Annotated in this window: 19 protein-coding genes; 10 read left to right on the top strand and 9 right to left on the bottom strand. The window is 69.3% G+C overall.

The features are described from left to right. Positions 1-12: 12 nt before the first annotated feature. A complete protein-coding gene (locus K0H49_RS29305; RefSeq protein WP_219220247.1) occupies positions 13-1,482 on the top strand; it encodes a HipA domain-containing protein in 1,470 nt (489 codons plus the stop codon). Here K0H49_RS29305 and K0H49_RS29300 read toward each other — a convergent pair. Together K0H49_RS29300 and aroQ are read right to left on the bottom strand one after the other, a co-directional pair. After that, positions 1,479-2,111, bottom strand: coding sequence for a DNA-3-methyladenine glycosylase I (locus K0H49_RS29300; RefSeq protein WP_219220246.1), 633 nt, complete (start codon positions 2,109-2,111; stop codon positions 1,479-1,481). The genes K0H49_RS29305 and K0H49_RS29300 overlap by 4 nt on opposite strands. Beyond that, positions 2,108-2,551, bottom strand: a complete 444-nt coding sequence (aroQ, locus tag K0H49_RS29295; protein ID WP_219220244.1) for a type II 3-dehydroquinate dehydratase — start codon at positions 2,549-2,551, stop codon at positions 2,108-2,110. The genes K0H49_RS29300 and aroQ overlap by 4 nt, the downstream gene beginning before the upstream one ends. Positions 2,552-2,643: 92 nt before the next feature. Here aroQ and frmR point away from each other — a divergent pair, with 92 nt between their 5' ends. From frmR to K0H49_RS29265, 6 genes are all read left to right on the top strand, one after another. Then, positions 2,644-2,919 (top strand): formaldehyde-responsive transcriptional repressor FrmR, encoded by a 276-nt coding sequence (gene frmR / locus K0H49_RS29290; protein WP_219220242.1) that lies wholly within the window; start codon positions 2,644-2,646, stop codon positions 2,917-2,919. A 37-nt stretch (positions 2,920-2,956) separates the two neighbouring features. Then, complete coding sequence (locus K0H49_RS29285) at positions 2,957-4,066, top strand: S-(hydroxymethyl)glutathione dehydrogenase/class III alcohol dehydrogenase (RefSeq protein ID WP_219220240.1); 1,110 nt, start codon at positions 2,957-2,959, stop codon at positions 4,064-4,066. Positions 4,067-4,076: 10 nt separating this feature from the next. Then, the gene (fghA, locus tag K0H49_RS29280; protein WP_219220238.1) at positions 4,077-4,934 is read left to right on the top strand and encodes an S-formylglutathione hydrolase; all 858 of its coding nucleotides are present in this window, start codon (positions 4,077-4,079) and stop codon (positions 4,932-4,934) included. Positions 4,935-4,939: 5 nt separating this feature from the next. Further along, complete coding sequence (locus tag K0H49_RS29275) at positions 4,940-5,323, top strand: TfoX/Sxy family protein (protein WP_219220237.1); 384 nt, start codon at positions 4,940-4,942, stop codon at positions 5,321-5,323. Continuing rightward, on the top strand, positions 5,320-5,952 hold the full coding sequence (locus K0H49_RS29270; protein WP_219220235.1) for a 3'-5' exonuclease: 633 nt from the start codon (positions 5,320-5,322) through the stop codon (positions 5,950-5,952). Before K0H49_RS29275 ends, K0H49_RS29270 begins: the two co-directional genes overlap by 4 nt. A gap of 78 nt (positions 5,953-6,030) precedes the next feature. Further along, complete coding sequence (locus K0H49_RS29265; RefSeq protein ID WP_219220233.1) at positions 6,031-6,852, top strand: plasmid replication/partition related protein; 822 nt, start codon at positions 6,031-6,033, stop codon at positions 6,850-6,852. A gap of 7 nt (positions 6,853-6,859) precedes the next feature. Here K0H49_RS29265 and K0H49_RS29260 read toward each other — a convergent pair whose 3' ends face one another. The 7 genes from K0H49_RS29260 to K0H49_RS29230 all read right to left on the bottom strand — a co-directional run bounded on the left by K0H49_RS29260 (position 6,860) and on the right by K0H49_RS29230 (position 14,261). Then, the gene (locus K0H49_RS29260; protein WP_219220231.1) at positions 6,860-7,282 is read right to left on the bottom strand and encodes a hotdog fold thioesterase; all 423 of its coding nucleotides are present in this window, start codon (positions 7,280-7,282) and stop codon (positions 6,860-6,862) included. Positions 7,283-7,353: 71 nt separating this feature from the next. Then, a complete protein-coding gene (locus K0H49_RS29255) occupies positions 7,354-7,797 on the bottom strand; it encodes a MaoC family dehydratase (protein WP_219220229.1) in 444 nt (147 codons plus the stop codon). Further along, positions 7,794-8,588 carry an enoyl-CoA hydratase/isomerase family protein gene (locus K0H49_RS29250; protein ID WP_219220422.1) on the bottom strand — a complete coding sequence of 265 codons (795 nt, stop codon included), beginning with the start codon at positions 8,586-8,588 and terminating at the stop codon, positions 7,794-7,796. Before K0H49_RS29250 ends, K0H49_RS29255 begins: the two co-directional genes overlap by 4 nt. Before the next feature lie 50 nt (positions 8,589-8,638). After that, positions 8,639-9,913 carry a benzoyl-CoA 2,3-epoxidase subunit BoxA gene (boxA, locus tag K0H49_RS29245; protein ID WP_219220227.1) on the bottom strand — a complete coding sequence of 425 codons (1,275 nt, stop codon included), beginning with the start codon at positions 9,911-9,913 and terminating at the stop codon, positions 8,639-8,641. A gap of 133 nt (positions 9,914-10,046) precedes the next feature. Beyond that, positions 10,047-11,474: a benzoyl-CoA 2,3-epoxidase subunit BoxB gene (boxB, locus tag K0H49_RS29240; protein WP_219220224.1), complete on the bottom strand. Its 1,428-nt coding sequence runs from the start codon at positions 11,472-11,474 to the stop codon at positions 10,047-10,049. 31 nt (positions 11,475-11,505) lie between these two features. Next, positions 11,506-13,188: a 2,3-epoxybenzoyl-CoA dihydrolase gene (boxC, locus tag K0H49_RS29235; RefSeq protein ID WP_219220223.1), complete on the bottom strand. Its 1,683-nt coding sequence runs from the start codon at positions 13,186-13,188 to the stop codon at positions 11,506-11,508. A gap of 140 nt (positions 13,189-13,328) precedes the next feature. Beyond that, on the bottom strand, positions 13,329-14,261 hold the full coding sequence (locus K0H49_RS29230; RefSeq protein ID WP_219220220.1) for a helix-turn-helix transcriptional regulator: 933 nt from the start codon (positions 14,259-14,261) through the stop codon (positions 13,329-13,331). Between the two features lie 180 nt (positions 14,262-14,441). Between K0H49_RS29230 and K0H49_RS29225 the strand changes: the two genes are divergently transcribed. From K0H49_RS29225 to K0H49_RS29215, 3 genes are all read left to right on the top strand, one after another. Next, complete coding sequence (locus K0H49_RS29225) at positions 14,442-14,909, top strand: 4-hydroxylaminobenzoate lyase (RefSeq protein WP_219220218.1); 468 nt, start codon at positions 14,442-14,444, stop codon at positions 14,907-14,909. Between the two features lie 12 nt (positions 14,910-14,921). Beyond that, the gene (locus K0H49_RS29220; RefSeq protein WP_219220216.1) at positions 14,922-16,472 is read left to right on the top strand and encodes a 3,4-dehydroadipyl-CoA semialdehyde dehydrogenase; all 1,551 of its coding nucleotides are present in this window, start codon (positions 14,922-14,924) and stop codon (positions 16,470-16,472) included. 56 nt (positions 16,473-16,528) lie between these two features. Then, positions 16,529-18,099 (top strand): benzoate-CoA ligase family protein (locus K0H49_RS29215; RefSeq protein ID WP_219220420.1); only part of this gene is annotated, 1,571 nt, incomplete at its 3' end.

Genomic DNA, 18,099 nt, shown 5'->3' with positions numbered 1-18,099 from the left:
CACGACACCGGCTTGACCCGGCACGCGGTCATTCCGCGTGCAACGAATGGTTCCTGTAAAATCCAGCGAACTATTCATGGGCTATTCATTTCGACCATGGCAACGGGCCCGGGCACCACAGACAACGCGCGGCGCTATCAGGCACTGGAACGCCTTCTGCGCCATGAAGCGCGTTCGGCCCAAGCCCTGACCGCGGCCCTCGACATCAGCCAGCCGACGCTCTCCCGAACTATTCAGGCGCATCCGGACACGCTGAGCGCCTTTCGGATCACCGGCGACCGCACCCCACGGTACGGCCTGCTGCGCCAGCTGCCGGGCGGCCTAAGTGCACGGCAGAACATCTACCGGATCTCGGATCAGGGGACGATGGCGCCTTTCGCGACGGTCGAGTTCCTCGGCGGCGGCGCCACGCTGGAGCGCCGCTCGACACGGACCACCTTGTATGGCGGGCTCCCGCCGTACATGGCATTCGCGTCGCCTTCGGGCTTCCTGGGCCGCCAGGTGGCGCGCGCCGCAGCCTCGGACCTGCAGTTCCCGGACAGCCTGAAGGACTGGAGCGATGACCACCGCGTGGCCTACCTGTTCACGCGCGGACTGAACCTGCCCGGCAACCTGGTCTACGGCGACGCCGGCCTGCAACGGGAGATGGACTTTCGCGAGCTGGCGCCCACGCGATCGGCGGACAAGCCTGCGCACTTCGTCGCCATGGCGAACCAGCTCAAAGATGCGGCCTACGGGTCAAGCGCTGGCGGAGAACAGCCGAAGTTCCTCGGCCTCGTTCAAGACCTGGGCCATGTGATCGTGAAGTTCGCCCGGCAGGGCAGTCGCATGGCCGCCCTGCTGCCGCTCGAGGACCTGGCGCTGCGCTCGCTCGCGGCCGTCGGCGTGCCGGCGGCGCGCAGCCGCTTGTCCATGGCAGGCGCCTACGTGTTCCTGGAAGTCCAGCGCTTCGACCGCCAGGGGCGCCATGGCCGCATCGGCATGCTGTCGTGCGGCGCGATCGACGACGAGTTCTTCGGCGCGCGCGACACCTGGTCGGAGTTCGCGGCGCGATGCGTGCAGGCCCGCTACCTGCCGGCCAGCGGCGCGCGGCACATCGACGTCATGGCGGCCTTCAGCGAACTCATCGGCAATGGCGACCGCCACTTCGACAACATCTCCTTCCTGCTGCGCGAGGACGGCGGCTACGCCAGCGTGGCGCCGGCCTACGACATCCTCCCGATGCGCTACGCACCCATCGGTGGCGGCGTGGATCCCGACCTGCTTCCGATCACGCCGCGGCTCGGCACCATCGGCGCCAAGCCCGAGGTGTGGTCCTCCGCGCTCGATGCGGCCCGGCGGTTCTGGACGGCGGTGCAGCAGGGCCGGGTGGAAGCGCCCGTTTCCAGGTCCTTCCGTGCCTTGGCCGCCAGGAACCTCGCCGCGGCCGAAGCCTTCGTCGTGCCCCTGCTGCCGCCGTCGGCGACCCACCGGCGCAGCTAGGGCCGCTTCAGTTCGCGCCGCGCCTGCAGCGCCTTCGCCCGCGCGCCGCAACCCTCGATGTGGTCGTTGACCAGGCCCATGGCCTGCATGAAGGCGTAGACGGTGGTGGGGCCGACGAAGCTCCAGCCGCGTTTCTTCAGATCCTTGGACATCGCGATCGATTCGGCCGAGGTGGTGAAGCTGCGCAGCGCCGCCAAGGTCATCTTCTTCGGCCGCGTCGACAGCTCTGGCTCATAGCCCCAGGCATAGGCGGCCAGCGAGCCGAATTCCTCGCGCAGTTCGAGCACGCGGCGCGCGTTGTTCAGCGTCGACTCGATCTTGCCGCGGTGCCGCACGATGCCCGCATTGGTCAGCAGGCGCGCCACGTCGGCCTCGCCGAAGCGCACCAGCTGCTCAGCCTCAAAGTTGGCGAACGCCTGGCGGAAGTTTTCGCGCTTGTTGAGGATCGTGAGCCAGCTCAGGCCGGCCTGGAAGCCCTCGAGGCACAGCTTCTCGAACAGGCGCCGGTCGTCGGTGACCGGGAAGCCCCACTCGTTGTCGTGGTAGTGCCGGTAGGCCGGCGTGGCTTCGCACCAGCGGCAGCGCGGCGCGCCCTCGTCGTCGGCGAACAGCCCTTCGGCCAGCGTCATAGCTGGGTCAGCGCCTCGATCGCCAGCGCATAGCCCTTGACGCCCAGCCCGACGATGATGCCGCGTGCCGCCGGCGAGATGAACGAATGGTGGCGGAAGGCCTCGCGCGCATGCACGTTGGAGATGTGCAGTTCGATCACCGGCACGCTGGCGCCCTTGATGGCATCGTGCAGCGCGACCGAGGTGTGGGTGTAGGCGCCCGCATTGAGCACCACACCGAGCATGCGCCCCGCCGCCACTTCGCGTCCGGCCTCGTGCAGCCAGTCGACCAGCGCACCTTCGTGGTTGGTCTGGCGGCATTCGATGGCCACGCCCAGCTTCGCGCCGGCCTCGGCGCACAGGCGCTCGACATCGGGCAGCGTGTCGTGGCCGTACTGCGCGGGCTCGCGGGTGCCGAGCAGGTTGAGGTTGGGGCCGTTGAGAACGAGGATGGTCTTCATCTGGAAAGTCTGGCTGCTGGGACCCGGCATCTTAGGCCAGGGTCGATGCCGATCGTCACGAACGATACTCCCCGGGGGTATACACTCCAGCCATGCCCCATTCGCCCGACGAGAAGAAAAAGGCCCTGCTGCGCGTGCGTCGCATCCGCGGCCAGGCCGATGCGCTCGAACGGGCGCTGGAAGCCGGCGCCGAATGCGGCAGCGTGCTGCAGCAGCTCGCGGCGATCCGTGGTGCCGTCAACGGGCTGATGTCCGAGGTGCTCGAATCGCACATCCGCGAGGAGTTCGGTTCGGCCGCCGACACCGACCCGCGCCATGCGCAGCGGGTGCAGGACATGACCACGCTGGTGCGCACCTACCTGCGCTGAGCACCTATCCCCTCTCATTCTTCAGGAGTTCCTTCCCATGAAATCCCGCGCCGCCGTCGCCTTCGCTGCCGGACAGCCCCTCCAGATCGTCGAGATCGACGTCGCCCCGCCGCAGAAGGGCGAGGTGCTGGTGAAGATCACCCACACCGGCATCTGCCACACCGACGCCTTCACGCTCAGCGGCGACGATCCCGAGGGCCTGTTCCCCGCGGTGCTGGGCCATGAAGGCGCGGGCATCGTGGTCGAGGTCGGCGAAGGCGTGACCAGCGTCAAGCCCGGCGACCATGTGATCCCGCTCTACACCGCCGAATGCGGCGAGTGCCTGTTCTGCAAGAGCGGCAAGACCAACCTCTGCGTGGCCGTGCGCGCCACGCAGGGCAAGGGCGTGATGCCCGACGGCACCACCCGCTTCAGCTACAACGGCCAGCCGATCTACCACTACATGGGCTGCTCGACCTTCAGCGAATACACGGTGGTGGCCGAGGTCTCGCTGGCCAAGATCAACCCCGACGCCAACCCCGAGCAGGTCTGCCTGCTGGGCTGCGGCGTGACCACCGGCCTGGGCGCGGTGAAGAACACCGCCAAGGTGCAGGAAGGCGACTCGGTCGCGGTGTTCGGCCTGGGCGGCATCGGCCTGGCGGTGATCCAGGGCGCCAAGCTGGCCAAGGCCGGGCGCATCATCGCCATCGACACCAACCCCTCGAAGTTCGACCTGGCCCGCACCTTCGGCGCCACCGACTGCGTGAACCCCAAGGACCACGACAAGCCGATCCAGCAGGTGATCGTCGAGATGACGACCTGGGGCGTCGACCATTCCTTCGAGTGCATCGGCAACGTCAACGTGATGCGCGCCGCGCTCGAGTGCGCGCACCGCGGCTGGGGCCAGTCGGTGATCATCGGCGTGGCCGGCGCGGGCCAGGAGATCTCCACCCGCCCGTTCCAGCTGGTGACCGGCCGGCGCTGGCTGGGCACGGCCTTCGGCGGCGTCAAGGGCCGCTCGCAGCTGCCGGGCATGGTCGAGGACGCGATGAAGGGCGACATCCAGCTCGCGCCCTTCGTCACCCACACCATGCCGCTGTCGGGCATCAACGAGGCCTTCGACCTGATGCACGAAGGCAAGTCGATCCGCTCGGTGGTCCACTACTGATCGGCGCGCGATGAGCGACACCCTGAAGACCCTGTCCGAGCACGCCTGCTTCGGCGGCACGCAGCGCTTCCACGAACATGCCTCGCGCGAGATCGGCCTGCCGATGCGCTTCTCGGTCTTCCTGCCGCCGCAGGCCGCCGACGGCCCGGTGCCGGCGCTGGTCTACCTCGCGGGCCTGACCTGCAACGAGGAGACCTTCATGGTCAAGGCCGGCGCGCAGCGGCTCGCGGCCGAGCTGGGCTTGGCCCTGGTCGCGCCTGACACCAGCCCGCGCGGCGCCAACGCGCCGGGCGAGGCCGAGGCCTGGGACTTCGGTGTCGGCGCCGGCTTCTACCTCGACGCCACGCAGGCCCCCTGGGCCACGCACTGGCGCATGGAGAGCTACCTGATCGGCGAACTGCTGCCCCTGCTGGGCGCGCAGTGCGGCATCGACCTGCAGCGCGTCGGCCTGTCCGGCCACTCGATGGGCGGCCATGGCGCGCTCACGCTGGCGCTGCGCCACCCGGGGCTGTTCAAGTCGCTCTCGGCCTTCGCGCCGATCTGCGCGCCCACGCGCTGCCCCTGGGGCGAGAAGGCCTTCGCCGGCTACCTCGGCGCGGACCGTTCGGCCTGGCTCGAACACGATGCCACGGTGCTGATGGACAACCAGCCGGTCGCGCCCTACCCCGCGGGCATCCTGATCGACCAGGGCCTGGCCGACAAATTCCTGGCCGAGCAGCTGCACCCGCAGCTGTTCGAGGCCGCCTGCGAACACATCGGCCAGCCGCTCACGCTGCGCCGCCACGCGGGCTACGACCACGGCTACTACTTCATCCAGAGCTTCATGGCCGACCACCTGCGGCACCACGCCGCGCAGCTCGCGCGCTGAGCGGCATGGCCTCCGCCGCCTTCGTCGACAGCCTGCACGAGATCTTCCAGGGCCTGGGCCGCATCCAGACGCGCCGCATGTTCGGCGGCCACGGCGTGTTCCACGACGGGCGCATGATCGCGCTGGTGCTGGGCGACGTGCTCTACCTCAAGGCCGACGACCAGAGCGCCCCGCATTTCGATGCGCTGCAGCTGCCACACTTCAGCTACCTGCGGCAGGGCAAGCCGGCCCGGCTGTCGTACCGCGAGGCCCCGGCCGACCTGTTCGACGACGCCGAACTCGCCACCCTGTGGGGCCGCCGGGCCTGGGAGGCGGCGCTGCGCGCCGGCGCGCCCAAACCCGCCAAACCCCGCAAGGCCCCTGCGAAGAAGACAAAGAAAGCACCATGAACACCGCCCCGCCGCCCCTGCCCACACGCGACGAGATCGCCTTGCTCGAACCCTTAGCCGGCCTCGAGATGCGCGACATCGAGGTGGTCGCGACCGCGCTGCAGGCCGAACAGGCGCTCGCCGCGCTGGGCGCGCTGCGGGTGGTGGGATTCGACACGGAATCGAAGCCGACCTTTCTCAAGAACGAGGTCTCGACCGGCCCGCACACGGTGCAGTTCGCCTCGCTCGACCGGGCCTGGGTGTTCCAGCTGCACGACCCGGTCTGCCGCGCGGCCGCGGCCAGCCTGCTGGCCTCGAGCGCGCTGACCAAGGTCGGCTTCGGCCTGGCCGGCGACCGCACCCAGATCCGCCACACGCTGGGCATCGACCCGCAGGCCGTGGTCGACCTCGACACCGTGTTCAAGCGCCGCGGCTACCGCAACTCGGTGGGCGTGAAGACCGCGGTGGCGCTGGTGTTCGGCCAGCGCTTCATCAAGTCGCGCAAGCAGACCACCTCCAACTGGGCGGCCCGGCATCTGAGCGAAGGCCAGGTGTGCTACGCCGCCAACGACGCCTATGCCGCGATGCGCGTGATGGACGCGCTGGGCCTTGAAGCGAGCCGGCTCACGCCGATGCCGCTGTCGAGCTGAAGACCCGGCCCGGGCGATGGGCGCGGCGGCCCTCTCTACAATGCCGGCCCTTCTGCTCATTTCCCGGATCCCGTGCCCATGGACATCGTCGTCAACGAAGAACTCAAAGCCTATATCGACCCGCTGACGCCGGAGGAATACGAAGCGCTCGAACGCAGCATGCTGGCCGAGGGCTGCCGCGACGCCCTGGTGCTCTGGGGCGACGTGCTGGTCGACGGCCACAACCGCTACGGCATCTGCCAGAAGCACGACCTGCCCTTCCAGACAGTGCAGAACCCGCGCTTTCGCACCATCGAGGACGTGCACCTCTGGATGATCGACCAGCACCTGGGCCGCCGCAGCGTCTCGGACTTCCAGCGCGGCGTGCTGGCGCTGCGCAAGCGCGAGATCGTGGCCGAGCGCCGCGCCCGCGCGGCTGCGCCGAGCGTGCCCACCGGCAACGAAGCCGATGAAGGCCCGCCCTTCGACGTCGACGACACGCCGCCGCCCGCGCCACTGGACAGCCGCGAATCCATCGCCAAGGCCGCGCGCCTGAGCAGCAGCCAGGTGGTGATGATCGAGAAGATCCAGAAGCAGGCCGCGCCCGAAGTGGTGGCCGCGCTCAAGTCCGGCACGATCACGCTCAATGCGGCGGCCGCCGTGTCCAGCCTGCCGGCCGAAGAGCAGACCGCCGCAGCCAACGGCGGCAAGGACGAGCTCAAGCAGGCCGCCAAGCGCGTGCGCGAAGCCAACAAGCGCAAGCCGCGCGAGGACGCGGCCTCGGCAGACGCGGGCGAAGGCGCCGCAGAAAGCCACGGCGATGCCGGCGACGAACTGACGACGCTGCGCGCCCGCGTGGCCGAACTCACGCGCGAGAACGAGGCGCTGCGCCGCGAGATCGCGCTGCTGCAGTCGAACTGAGGTTGGTCTAACGCGGGCCGAGCACGGCCATCACGATCTGCGAGGTGCAGACCAGATCGCCCTCGTCGTCCTTGATCTCGATGGTCCAGGCCTGGGCCCCGTCCTCGTTCTGCAGCGGCCGGGTCACACCGGTGATCCAGCCCTTCGACGGCCGCTTGAAGTGGTGGGCGTTGATGCTCAGGCCCACCGCGCGCCGGTCGTCCGGTGTCGCGTAGTGCGCGCCGCAAGAACCCAGCGTCTCGGCCAGCACCACGGCCACGCCGGAATCCAGCGTGCCATGCTGGGTCATCGTGCGCGCATCCACGGGCGCCCGCGCACGGATGAAATCGTCGCCCACTTCGAGGAACTCGATGCCCAGCCGCTCGACCGCGGTGTGGTCATGGCTGCCATTGAGCAGCGCCAGCGTCACGTCCTTCTGCCAAATTCGCATGGCCTGTCTCCGTTGTAGGTCTGCCGCCATCGGTCAGTCCGTGGCCGAACGAACATAGCACGCACCGACGCTCAACGCGCCTCGCGCAGCTGGAACAGGCTGGTCGCCTGCAGGTCGAGCACGCAGAGTTTGCGCTGGTTGAACAGCTGCCACTGCCAGTCGAGGATGCCCAGCGACGGCCGCCGTTCCGACACGCGCACGCTGACCACTTCCGCGCGCAGGCGCAGCACGTCGCCGGCGCGCACAGGCTGCGGCCACTTCACGTACTGCAGGCCCGGCGAGGCGAAGGATTCGGAACCGGCCAGCGCGGCCTCCACGACGAGCCGCATGGCGATGGCGCAGGTGTGCCAGCCGCTCGCGATCAGGCCGCCGAAGGGCCCGCCGTCCGCGGCGGCCGCGTCGGTGTGGAACCACTGCGGATCGTAGGCACGGGCGAACTGCAGCAGCTCGGCTTCGCTCAGTTCGTAGGGCCCGGCCTCGATGACCTGCCCCAGATGGAAGTCGGCGAACTTCACGGCGCGGCGCCGAAGCGCGGCGCGCGGCGCTCGTTCAATGCCGCAAGGCCTTCGCGCGCATCGCTGCCGGCGAAGCCGATCATCTCCAGCGCCAGCGAATGCTCGAAGGCCGGCCAGGCCGCGCGCAGCCAGTGGTTGAGCGTGCGCTTGGTGAAAGCCAGCGCCGAGGGGCTGCCGGCCGCCAGTTCCAGTGCGATCTGGCGCGCCCGCGCCTGCAGCTCGTCGTCGGGCACCGAGAGGCTGACCAGCCCGATGCGCTCGGCCTCCTCGCCGCTCAGCGGCGCGCAGGTCAGCAGGTGGTACTTGGCCTTGGCCATGCCGCACAGCAGCGGCCAGACGATGGCCGCATGGTCGCCGGCCGCGACGCCGATCTTGGTGTGGCCGTCGATGATCTTGGCGCTGCGTGCCGCCACCGAGACGTCGGCCAACAGGGCCAGCGCGGCGCCCGCGCCCACGGCCGCGCCGTGGATGGCCGAGACGATGGGCAGGTCGCAGTCGACCATGCCCTGCACGATCTGCCGGGCCTCGCGCATCACGCGCATGCGCTCGGCTTCGCTGCCCAGCATCTGCGCGACCAGTTCGACATGGCCCCCCGCACAGAAGCCCTTGCCCTCGCTGCGCACCAGCACGCTGCGCACCCCGGGCTCGACCGCCAGGCGCGGCCAGATCGCGCCCAGCGCCGCGTGGCCGCGCACGCCGGTGGTCGGCATCGCGCCCGGCGCGCCGAGCACGATTTCGGCCACGCCGTCGTCGCCCAGGTCGACGCGGAAGTCGTCGGTGTCCACCTGCATCGTTCGACTGTCTGTCACTGGCAAATCCTTTCTTTTTTCTTCGGCCGCGTTCAGTAGGTCTCGAGGTGCAGCCGCCCCTCTTTCTTGAGCGCGGCCGCCAGCGGCTCCCAGGGCAGGCCGGCCTCCTCGGCCACGTCGCGGAGTGCCAGCACCACGCCCTCTTCCATGCTCTTGAGCCCGCACACGTAGATGTGGGTATGGCCATCGCGCAGCAGCGGCAACAGATCGGCGGCACGCTGGCGCAGCAGGTCCTGCACATAGCAGCGCGGCTGGTCGGGCAGGCGCGAGAAGGCCAGGTTGATGTCGATGAAGTCCTTGGGCAGGCTCTGCAACGGCCCGAAGTACGGCAGCTCCTGCTGCGTGCGCGCGCCGAAGAACAGCATCAGCTTGCCGCCCTCGAACTTGCCGCTCTTGCGCAGGCGGCGGCGCCATTCGGTCATGGCGCGCATGGGCGCACTGCCGGTGCCGGTGCAGATCATCACGATGTGCGACTTCGGATGGTTGGGCATCAGGAAGGTCGAGCCGAAGGGCCCGACCACCGTCACCGTGTCGCCCACCTTGAGATCGCAGACGTAGTTCGAGGCGATGCCGCGCACCGCGTTGCCCTGGTGGTCCTCGACCACGCGCTTGACCGTCAGCGAGAGGTTGTTGTAGCCGGGCCGCTCGCCGTTGCGCGCGCTGGCGACCGAGTACTGGCGCGGATGGTGGGCCTTGCCCAGCGCGTCGGTGCCCGGCGGCACGATGCCGATCGACTGGCCCTCGAGCACCGGGAAGGGCAGCGCGCCGAAGTCGAGCACGATGTGGTGCGTCTCGCTCTCGAAGCCGGCCTCGGTGCAGTTGAAGTTGCCGGTCACGGTCGCGCTCACCGGCTTCTTGGGCGCATAGAGGTTGGTGTACGCATGCGCGGCCGACCAGGGCGGCGTGGTGGCGCCGTAGCTCGCGGAGTTGAAGACCGTCTCGCCAGTGGCCGATGCGGCCGGCGCCTCGGCCACCACCGGTTCGGCCACGGCCTCGGCTGCTTCCACGCCCGCTGCCGCCAGTTCGTCGGCGCTCAGTTCGGGCGGCAGTTCTTCCCAGCTCAGCTGCTCCTCGATCGAGTAGGCCCGCACCACGGGCATGGTGCGCCAGTTGTCGATCGAGCCCGTGGGGCACGGCGAGATGCAGGCCATGCAGCCGTTGCACACATCGGCGCGCACGACGTAGTTGTTGTCGTCGTGCGTGATCGCGTTCACCGGGCAGGTGGCTTCGCAGGTATTGCAGCGGATGCAGATCTCGGGGTCGATCAGGTGCTGCCTGATCACGCCCGCTTCAACGGCCATGTCCATGTTGTTTCTCCTAGAGCCCTCCCCTTCGGGGGGGGAAGGTCGGGTGAGGGTCGCGGCGCTTGTCGTGGTCGCGCCGTCGAGCCCCCATCCCTGCCTTCCCCCAGCGGGGGAAGGAGCAATACCCCAATACAGATCAACCGAAACGCACGTACTCGAAATCCACCGGCTGGCGGTTGATGCCCATCACCGGCGGCGCGATCCAGCCGGCGAACTTGCCGGGTTCGATCACGCGGCCCATCAGCGAGGCGACGAAGGCGAAGTCCTCGGGCGTGGGCAGCCACTCGCTCTTGCGCGCGGCCCATTCCACGTCGCCCACCACACGGCCGTCGGGCGACATCTTGATGCCGGCCAGCGCGCCGATCTGGCGGTTGAAGGCCTTGTGCGGCACCGTCAGGCGCGTCGGGATGCCGGCCTTCTCGAGCACCTTGTTCCAGCGGCCCACGCCGGCCACCGAGTCCTTGATGAAGTCGTCGCGCAGCACCTCGTTGAGCGCGTTGAGCATCGGCACGTCCTTCTCGAGCAACTGGCCCTCCTTGACCTCGAGCACCTTGTAGGTCTGGCCCTTGAGCACATGGTCGTCGGTCCGCTTGCCTTCTTCGTAGCGGCCCTTGAGGCCCGAGCTGTAGAAGATCGCGGCGTTGCTCGACTGGTCGGCGCCGAACAGGTCGATGGTCACGCTGTAGTGGAAGTTCAGGTAGCGCTGGATCGTGCCCAGGTCGATGCAGCCCGCGGCGCGCACCTTCTGCGGGTCGTCGGTCTTGAGTTCGTTCATCACGGCCGCGGTGCGCGCCAGCACGCGCGACACGCCGCTCTCGCCCACGAACATGTGGTGCGCTTCCTCGGTCAGCATGAACTTGGTGGTGCGGGCCAGCGGGTCGAAGGCGCTCTCGGCCAGCGCCGACAGCTGGAACTTGCCGTCGCGGTCGGTGAAGTAGGTGAACATGAAGAAGGCCAGCCAGTCGGGCGTCTTCTCGTTGAAGGCGCCCAGGATGCGCGGGTTGTCCACGTCGCCCGAGGTGCGCTGCAGCAGCGCCTCGGCTTCCTCGCGGCCGTCGCGGCCGAAGTGCTTGTGCAGCAGGTAGACCATGGCCCACAGGTGGCGGCCCTCTTCCACGTTGATCTGGTAGAGGTTGCGCAGGTCGTACATGCTGGGCGCGGTCAGGCCCAGGTGACGCTGCTGCTCGACCGAGGCGGGCTCGGTGTCGCCCTGCGTCACGATGATGCGGCGCAGGTTGGCGCGGTGCTCGCCGGGCACGTCCTGCCAGGCCTTCTCGCCCTTGTGGTCGCCGAAGTGGATCTCGCGGTTGGCGTCGCCCGGGTTCAGGAAGATGCCCCAGCGGTAGTCGCGCATCTTCACGTGACCGAACTGGGCCCAGCCTTGCGGGTCGACGCTGACGGCGGTGCGCAGGTAGACGTCGTAGCCGGTCGAACCATCGGGGCCGACGTCGTCCCACCAGTTGACGAAGTTGGGCTGCCAGCCTTCGAGCGCGCGCTGCAGCGTGCGGTCTTCGCTGAGGTTGACGTTGTTCGGGATCTTGTCGCTGTAGTTGACGGTGCTCATGAGGATTTCCTGGTGAGTTCTGGACAAAGGGTCAGACGCGGTTCATGTCGAAGCCGGCTTTTTCGCCGGTGCCGTAGACCTTCAGCGCCCCCTTGGCGCCGACCGCGTTGGGCCGGTTGAAGATCCAGTTCTGCCAGGCGGTGAGCCGGCCGAAGATGCGGGTGTTCATGTTTTCCTTGCTGGCGAAGCGCAGGTTGGCTTCGAGCCCGGTCAGGGCATCGGGCGACATGGCCGCGCGTTCCTCGATCGCCATGCGCAGCTCGTCTTCCCAGTCGATGTCGTCAGGTGCGGCCGTGACCAGGCCCAGCTTCAGCGCCTCGTCGGCATCGAGTGCACGGCCGGCGGCGCCGCGTGCGGTCTCGAGCGGCGCGCTCTCTTCGTAGAAGCGGCGCTGCAGCCGGCTCTGGTCGTTGACCATCGGGAAGAAGCCGAAGTTGAATTCGTCGAGCGTGAGCCGGGGCGCACGCTCGGCATCGTCGGGCAGCGCCAGCATGTAGGTGCGATCGGCCGCGAAGGCGATCTCGGCCAGCGTGCCCGCAAAGCAGGAACCCGGCTCGACCAGCGCGAACAGCGAGCGCGAGGACACGTCCAGCCGTGCCAGCGTGCGGCGCAGCGCACCGAGGGTCTCGCGCACCAGCCAGTGGTCCTGGTGGGCCAGCATGGTCGCGTCGCTCGCGAGCACGGCCTGTGCATCGCCCTGGGTCTTGAGCAGCCAGGTGCCGATGTCGGCTTCGTTGGTGCGCAGGTTGAGGATCGCGTCGTCGAGCTGGCGGCACATGGCGAGTGGCCACCAGTCGGCACCCGCGGCCTCGATGGCCGCGATGGCCGCGATGTCACCGGGTTGCGGGCCCGAGGGCGCCTGCACCGTCAGCGTCGCGGTGCGGCGGGCACGATCGATGTCGACGCTCACGTGTGCATAGCGCAGGCTGTCGGGCGTTTCTTCACGTTCGACGCGCGTCAGCTTCACGCCCTGTGCACCCTTGTCCGCGCGTCGACCGCCCTCGCCCAGCTTGGCGGCGCGCTCCTGCACCATGGCGCCGAACTGCGCGGGCTTGGCGATCGCGTCGACCAGGCGCCAGTCCACCGCGCGCTGGCCGCGCACGCCTTCGACGCTGGTGCAGAAGATGTCGGCCAGGTCGTGGCGCACATGGCGCTTGTCGGTCACGCGGGTCAGGCCGCCGGTGCCGGGCAGCACGCCCAACAGCGGCACTTCGGGCAGCGAGACGGCCGAGGAGCGGTCGTCGACCAGCACGATCTCGTCGCAGGCCAGGGCCAGCTCGTAGCCGCCGCCCGCGCAGGCGCCGTTGACGGCGGCCAGGAACTTCAGGCCCGAGTGCTTCGACGAATCCTCGATGCCGTTGCGCGTCTCGTTGGTGAACTTGCAGAAGTTCACCTTCCAGGCGTGGCTCGAGACGCCCAGCATGAAGATGTTGGCGCCCGAACAGAAGATCCGGTCCTTGCCGCTGGTCACGATCACCGAGCGCACCTGCGGGTGCTCGAAGCGCACGCGGTTGAGCGCGTCGTTGAGCTCGATGTCGACCCCCAGGTCGTAGCTGTTGAGCTTGAGCTTGTAGCCCGGACGAATGCCGCCGTCTTCGGCGATGTCCAGCGTGAGTTGCGCGACCTCGTCCTGCACCGAGAGCTTCCAGTGCCGGTACTGGGCGGGTTCGGTGCGGTAGTCGACGCGGGGGGCGGTGTCAGGGGTGGGGGTCATGCGGGTCTCCGTGAAACGAAAAAACAAGAAACATAATGCATTTCTCGATCGCCTGACATGCATCATCATGCATGCAAACATGCAAGTCAATGCCTGTTGCGTTTTTCTTCAATTTCACGGAGGCGCCGCCGGCGCCAGGCTCAGGAGGCGGCGGCGATGGCGGCGCGCACGCTGCCGCGCAGGGCCTTGAAGCTCTGCTCCAGCGTCTGGCCGCTGGTGTCGATCTGCAGGTCGGCTTTCGAATAGAAGGCAGCGCGGCCGTCGAGGATGCGGTGCAGGTCGTCCATCGCTTCCTTGCTGGCGGCGATCGGGCGGGTGTCGCCCTGCGCCACCACGCGGCCCATGTGCTCCTCGGGCGCGGCGCGCAGCCACACCGTGGTGCAGTGCGACAGCAGCTCGTTGAAGGTGGCCGGGTCCGACACGATGCCGCCCGGCGTGGCGATCACCACCTCGCTGTGGATTTGCACCACCTCCTCGAGGGCGCGCCGCTCGTAGCGCCGGTAGGCGCTGGTGCCGTAGAGGTCGTGGATCTCGCGCACGCTGCAGCCGGCCAGGGTCTCGATCTCGCGGCTCAGCTCGATGAAGGGCACGTCGAGGTCCTGCGCGAGCAGCGGCCCGAGCGTGGACTTGCCCGCGCCGCGCAGCCCGATCAGCGCGATGCGCCGGTGCCGCGCCGCATCGCCGCGGCCGCTGCCCAGCAGTTCGCCCAGCGCCAGGCGCGCGCGCCGCAGGTCGGCCTCGCTGCGGTGCTCGAGCAGCTCGCGGATCAGGAGCCACTCGGGCGAGCTGGTGGTGACGTCGCCGACCAGCTCGGCCAGCGAGCAATGCAGCGCCGTCGCCACCTGCTGCAGCACCAGGATCGACGCGTTTCCGGTGCCGTATTCCAGGTTGGCCAGGTGCCGCTCCGACACCTCGGCCGACAGCGCCACCGCCTTGCGCGTGAGCCCGCGCTGCGCGCGCAGGTTGCGCACCCGGTCGCCCAGCGCGGCCAGCAAGGGATTGCGCGCCGCCTCCGCACCCGTCGGCTCGGCGGACTCCGCCGCCATTCCCCCCGCCTGCACTTCCTCAGTCATGGAACTCCTCAATTCAGTCACGTGATTTTGCGCGCTCAGGGTAAACGCCATACATGCATTATGTTGCTTGACAACATGCATCATGGTGCCTATTGTTCGATGACACGCAAGATACTGCACGCAGCCCAAAGCTGCAACCGCACTTCACCTGCAAGAACGTTCGCCCCACGACCGAAGACCATGTCCAAAGAAAACTTCCACCAGCTGGTGGCCGACCTTACAGCGCAGATCGCGGGCCGCCCGCTCGACGACACGCTCGACCAGTGGCTCAACGCCACGCACGGCGCGGGCAGCCCCACTTTCGCGGCGCTGAAGAACGCCTGCCTCGAAGGCGTGGCCGAGGGTTGGCTGTGCGAGCGCGAAGGCGGCGGCATCCGCTACGGCCGCCCCTTCAAGCCCGAAGACGCGCTGCACCGCTTCTCGGTCGACGTGGTCGACATGACCGACCTCGCGGGCCCGCACCACACGCATCCCAACGGCGAGATCGACCTGATCATGCCGCTCGAGGGCGACGCCACCTTCGACGGCCGCCCGGCCGGCTGGTGCGTGTACCCACCGGGCAGCGCCCACCACCCGACCGTCGCCCAGGGCCGCGCCCTGGTGCTCTATCTGCTGCCCGAAGGCCAGATCCAATTCACGCGCCACTGAGGCCACGCTCCCATGACCGAACTTCTCGCCAACCACGTCGCCGGCCGCTGGCAACACGGCACCGGCACCGGCACGCCGCTCTTCGACCCCGTGCTCGGCACCGAACTGGCCCGCGTCGACGCGACCGGGCTGGACCTGCCCGCGGCCTTCCGCTTCGCCCGCGACACCGGCGGCGCCGGCCTGCGTGCCCTCACCTACCGGCAGCGCGCGGCCCTGCTCGGCGCGGTGGTCAAGGTGCTGCAGACGCACCGCGACGCCTACTACGAGATCGCCACCGCCAATTCGGGCACTGTCAAGAACGACTCCGCGGTCGACATCGACGGCGCGATCTTCACGCTCGGCCAGTACGCCAAGTGGGGCGATGCGCTGGGCGACGTGCAGGTGCTGCGTGACGGCGACGCGGTCAAGCTCGGCAAGGAGCCGGTCTTCCTGGCGCAGCACCTGCAGGTGCCGACGCAGGGCGTCGCGCTGCTCATCAACGCCTTCAACTTCCCGGCCTGGGGCCTGTGGGAGAAGGCCGCGCCCGCGCTGCTCTCGGGCGTGCCGGTGATCGTCAAGCCCGGCACCGCCACCGCCTGGCTCACGCAGCGCATGGTGCGCGACGTGGTCGATGCGGGCGTGCTGCCGGCCGGCGCGCTGTCGGTGATCTGCGGCAGCTCCAACGGGCTGATGGATGCGCTGGAACCCTTCGACGTCGTGTCCTTCACCGGCTCGGCCGAGACCGGCGCGCTGATCCGATCGCACGCGGCCGTCGCGCAGCGCTCGGTGCGCGCCAACATCGAGGCCGACAGCCTGAACTCCGCCCTGCTGATGCCCGACGCGGCGCCGGGCAGCGAGGCCTTCAACCTGCTGGTGCGCGAAGTGGTGCGCGAAATGACGGTCAAGAGCGGGCAGAAATGCACCGCGATCCGCCGCGTCCTGGTGCCGGCGGCCGTCTACGACGCCGCGGCCGAAGCCATCGGCGCCAAGCTGCGCGCCATCACCGTGGGCAACCCGCGCAACGAGGGCGTGCGCATGGGCTCGCTGGTGAGCCGCGCGCAGCTGCAGTCGGTGCGCGAAGGCCTGGCCACGCTGCGCCAGCAGGCCGATCTGCTGCACGACGGCAGCCAGCAGCCGCTGGTCGATGCCGACCCCGCGGTCGCCGCCTGCATCGGCCCGGTGCTGCTGGGCGCGAAGGATGCCGACGCGGCGCCCCTGGTGCACGACGTCGAGGTCTTCGGCCCGGTCGCCACGCTGCTGCCCTACCGCGACACCGCGCATGCGATCGCGCTGGCGCACCGCGGCCAGGGCTCGCTCGTGACCTCGCTGCACGGCAGCGACGACGCCGCGCTGGCCCGCACGGCGGTGCGTGTGGCCGCGAGCCATGGTCGGGTGCACGTGGTCACGCCCGAGGTGGCGCAGACCCACACCGGCCACGGCAACGTGATGCCCATGTCGCTGCACGGCGGCCCGGGCCGCGCGGGCGGCGGCGCCGAACTCGGCGGGCTGCGCGCGCTGGATTTCTACCACCGCCGCAGCGCGGTGCAGGCCAGCCCCGCGGTGCTGGCCGCGCTCGGCCTGTAGCCGGCACACGGGCCCGAACGGAACGCGCCGGCACACACGGCTTCAGGAGACACACGATGAACCCGCCCACCGACTTCAACTTCGCCGAGCACCTGTTCGCGCTCAACCGCGGCCGCGCGCAGAAGCTGGCCTACATCGACGACCGCGGCACGCTCGACTACGGCCGGCTCGAGGACCGCGCCCGCCGGCTGGCCAGCGCGCTGCTTGCCGCCGGCCTGCAGCGCGAGGACCGCGTGCTGCTGCTGCAGCTCGACAGCAGCGACTGGCCGGTGAACTTCCTCGGCGCGCTCTACGCGGGCCTGGTGCCGGTGGCGGTCAACACGTTGCTGACGGCCGACGACTACGCCTACATGCTCGCGCACAGCGGCTCGAAGGCCGCGCTGGTCTCGGGCGCGCTGCTGCCCGTGCTGCAGGACGCGATGGGCCGCGCGCCCCATGCGCTGGCACAGCTGCTCGTCACGCAGCCGACCGCCGCGCTGCCGCCGGACGGGCTCGACCTCGAGGCGCAGATCGCGGCCCATGCACCGATGGCCGCGCCCGCGCCGACGCGGGCCCAGGACCACGCCTTCTGGCTGTACTCCTCGGGCTCGACCGGCCGGCCCAAGGGCACGGTGCACACCCACGGCAACCCGTGGTGGACGGCCGAGCTCTACGGCAAGCCGGTGCTGGGCCTGACCGAGGACGACGTCTGCTTCTCCGCCGCCAAACTCTACTTCGCCTACGGGCTGGGCAACGGCCTGACCTTCCCGCTGTCGGTCGGCGCCACGGTGGTGCTGATGGCCGAACGGCCCACGCCCGACGCCACCTTCCGGCGCTGGACCGGCGAAGCGCAGGCCGCGCACGGCACGCCCGTCAAGCCCACCGTCTTCTTCGGCGCGCCGACCGGCTTCGCGGGCATGCTCGCATCGGCCTCCAAGCCCGCGCGCGAAGCGGTCGCGCTGCGCATGTGCTCGTCGGCGGGCGAGGCGCTGCCGGGCGAGATCGCCGAGCGCTTCAAGGCGCACTACGGCTGCGAGATCATCGACGGCATCGGCTCGACCGAGATGCTGCACATCTTCATCTCCAACCGGCCGGGCGACATCCGCTACGGCACCACCGGCCGCCCGGTCGAGGGCTACCGGATCGAGCTGCGCGGCGAGGACGGCCGGCCCGTGCCCGACGGCGAGGTCGGCGACCTCTACATCCAGGGCCCGAGCAGCGCGCTGATGTACTGGGGCAACCCCGAAAAAAGCGCCGCCACCTTCCGCGACGGCTGGACCCAGAGCGGTGACAAGTACTCGCGCGACGCCGACGGCTACTACACCTATGCCGGACGCAGCGACGACATGCTCAAGGTCAGCGGCATCTACGTCTCGCCCTTCGAGGTCGAGGCCACGCTGATGCGGCACCCGGCCGTGCTCGAGGCCGCGGTGATCGGCAAGCAGGACAGCGACGGCCTGACCAAGACCAAGGCCTTCGTGGTGCTGAAGAGCGGCAGCGCGGCCACGGAGGAAGAACTCAAGGCCTTCGTGAAGCAGCACCTGGCGGCCTACAAGTACCCGCGCTTCATCGAGTTCGTCGACGAACTGCCGAAGACGGCGACGGGAAAGATCCAGCGCTTCAGGTTGCGCGAGCAGGAGCAGCAGGC

It is taken from the genome of Variovorax boronicumulans, assembly GCF_019352895.1.
Classification (GTDB): Bacteria; Pseudomonadota; Gammaproteobacteria; order Burkholderiales; family Burkholderiaceae_C; genus Variovorax; species Variovorax boronicumulans_A.
Note: the sequence above shows the minus strand (reverse complement) of the source record. Positions and strands in the feature narration are given on the sequence as shown.

Excerpts from the sequence above, each read along its gene's own strand:
- K0H49_RS29275 (WP_219220237.1), top strand. The coding sequence starts at position 4,940 with ATGGCCTCCGCCGCCTTCGTCGACAGCCTGCACGAGATCTTCCAGGGC.
- boxA (WP_219220227.1), bottom strand. The coding sequence starts at position 9,913 with ATGGACATGGCCGTTGAAGCGGGCGTGATCAGGCAGCACCTGATCGAC.
- fghA (WP_219220238.1), top strand. The coding sequence starts at position 4,077 with ATGAGCGACACCCTGAAGACCCTGTCCGAGCACGCCTGCTTCGGCGGC.
- aroQ (WP_219220244.1), bottom strand. The coding sequence starts at position 2,551 with ATGAAGACCATCCTCGTTCTCAACGGCCCCAACCTCAACCTGCTCGGC.
- frmR (WP_219220242.1), top strand. The coding sequence starts at position 2,644 with ATGCCCCATTCGCCCGACGAGAAGAAAAAGGCCCTGCTGCGCGTGCGT.
- boxC (WP_219220223.1), bottom strand. The coding sequence starts at position 13,188 with ATGACCCCCACCCCTGACACCGCCCCCCGCGTCGACTACCGCACCGAA.
- K0H49_RS29300 (WP_219220246.1), bottom strand. The coding sequence starts at position 2,111 with ATGACGCTGGCCGAAGGGCTGTTCGCCGACGACGAGGGCGCGCCGCGC.
- K0H49_RS29250 (WP_219220422.1), bottom strand. The coding sequence starts at position 8,588 with ATGCAGGTGGACACCGACGACTTCCGCGTCGACCTGGGCGACGACGGC.
- K0H49_RS29270 (WP_219220235.1), top strand. The coding sequence starts at position 5,320 with ATGAACACCGCCCCGCCGCCCCTGCCCACACGCGACGAGATCGCCTTG.
- K0H49_RS29260 (WP_219220231.1), bottom strand. The coding sequence starts at position 7,282 with ATGCGAATTTGGCAGAAGGACGTGACGCTGGCGCTGCTCAATGGCAGC.
- K0H49_RS29220 (WP_219220216.1), top strand. The coding sequence starts at position 14,922 with ATGACCGAACTTCTCGCCAACCACGTCGCCGGCCGCTGGCAACACGGC.
- K0H49_RS29265 (WP_219220233.1), top strand. The coding sequence starts at position 6,031 with ATGGACATCGTCGTCAACGAAGAACTCAAAGCCTATATCGACCCGCTG.
- K0H49_RS29230 (WP_219220220.1), bottom strand. The coding sequence starts at position 14,261 with ATGACTGAGGAAGTGCAGGCGGGGGGAATGGCGGCGGAGTCCGCCGAG.
- K0H49_RS29285 (WP_219220240.1), top strand. The coding sequence starts at position 2,957 with ATGAAATCCCGCGCCGCCGTCGCCTTCGCTGCCGGACAGCCCCTCCAG.
- boxB (WP_219220224.1), bottom strand. The coding sequence starts at position 11,474 with ATGAGCACCGTCAACTACAGCGACAAGATCCCGAACAACGTCAACCTC.
- K0H49_RS29225 (WP_219220218.1), top strand. The coding sequence starts at position 14,442 with ATGTCCAAAGAAAACTTCCACCAGCTGGTGGCCGACCTTACAGCGCAG.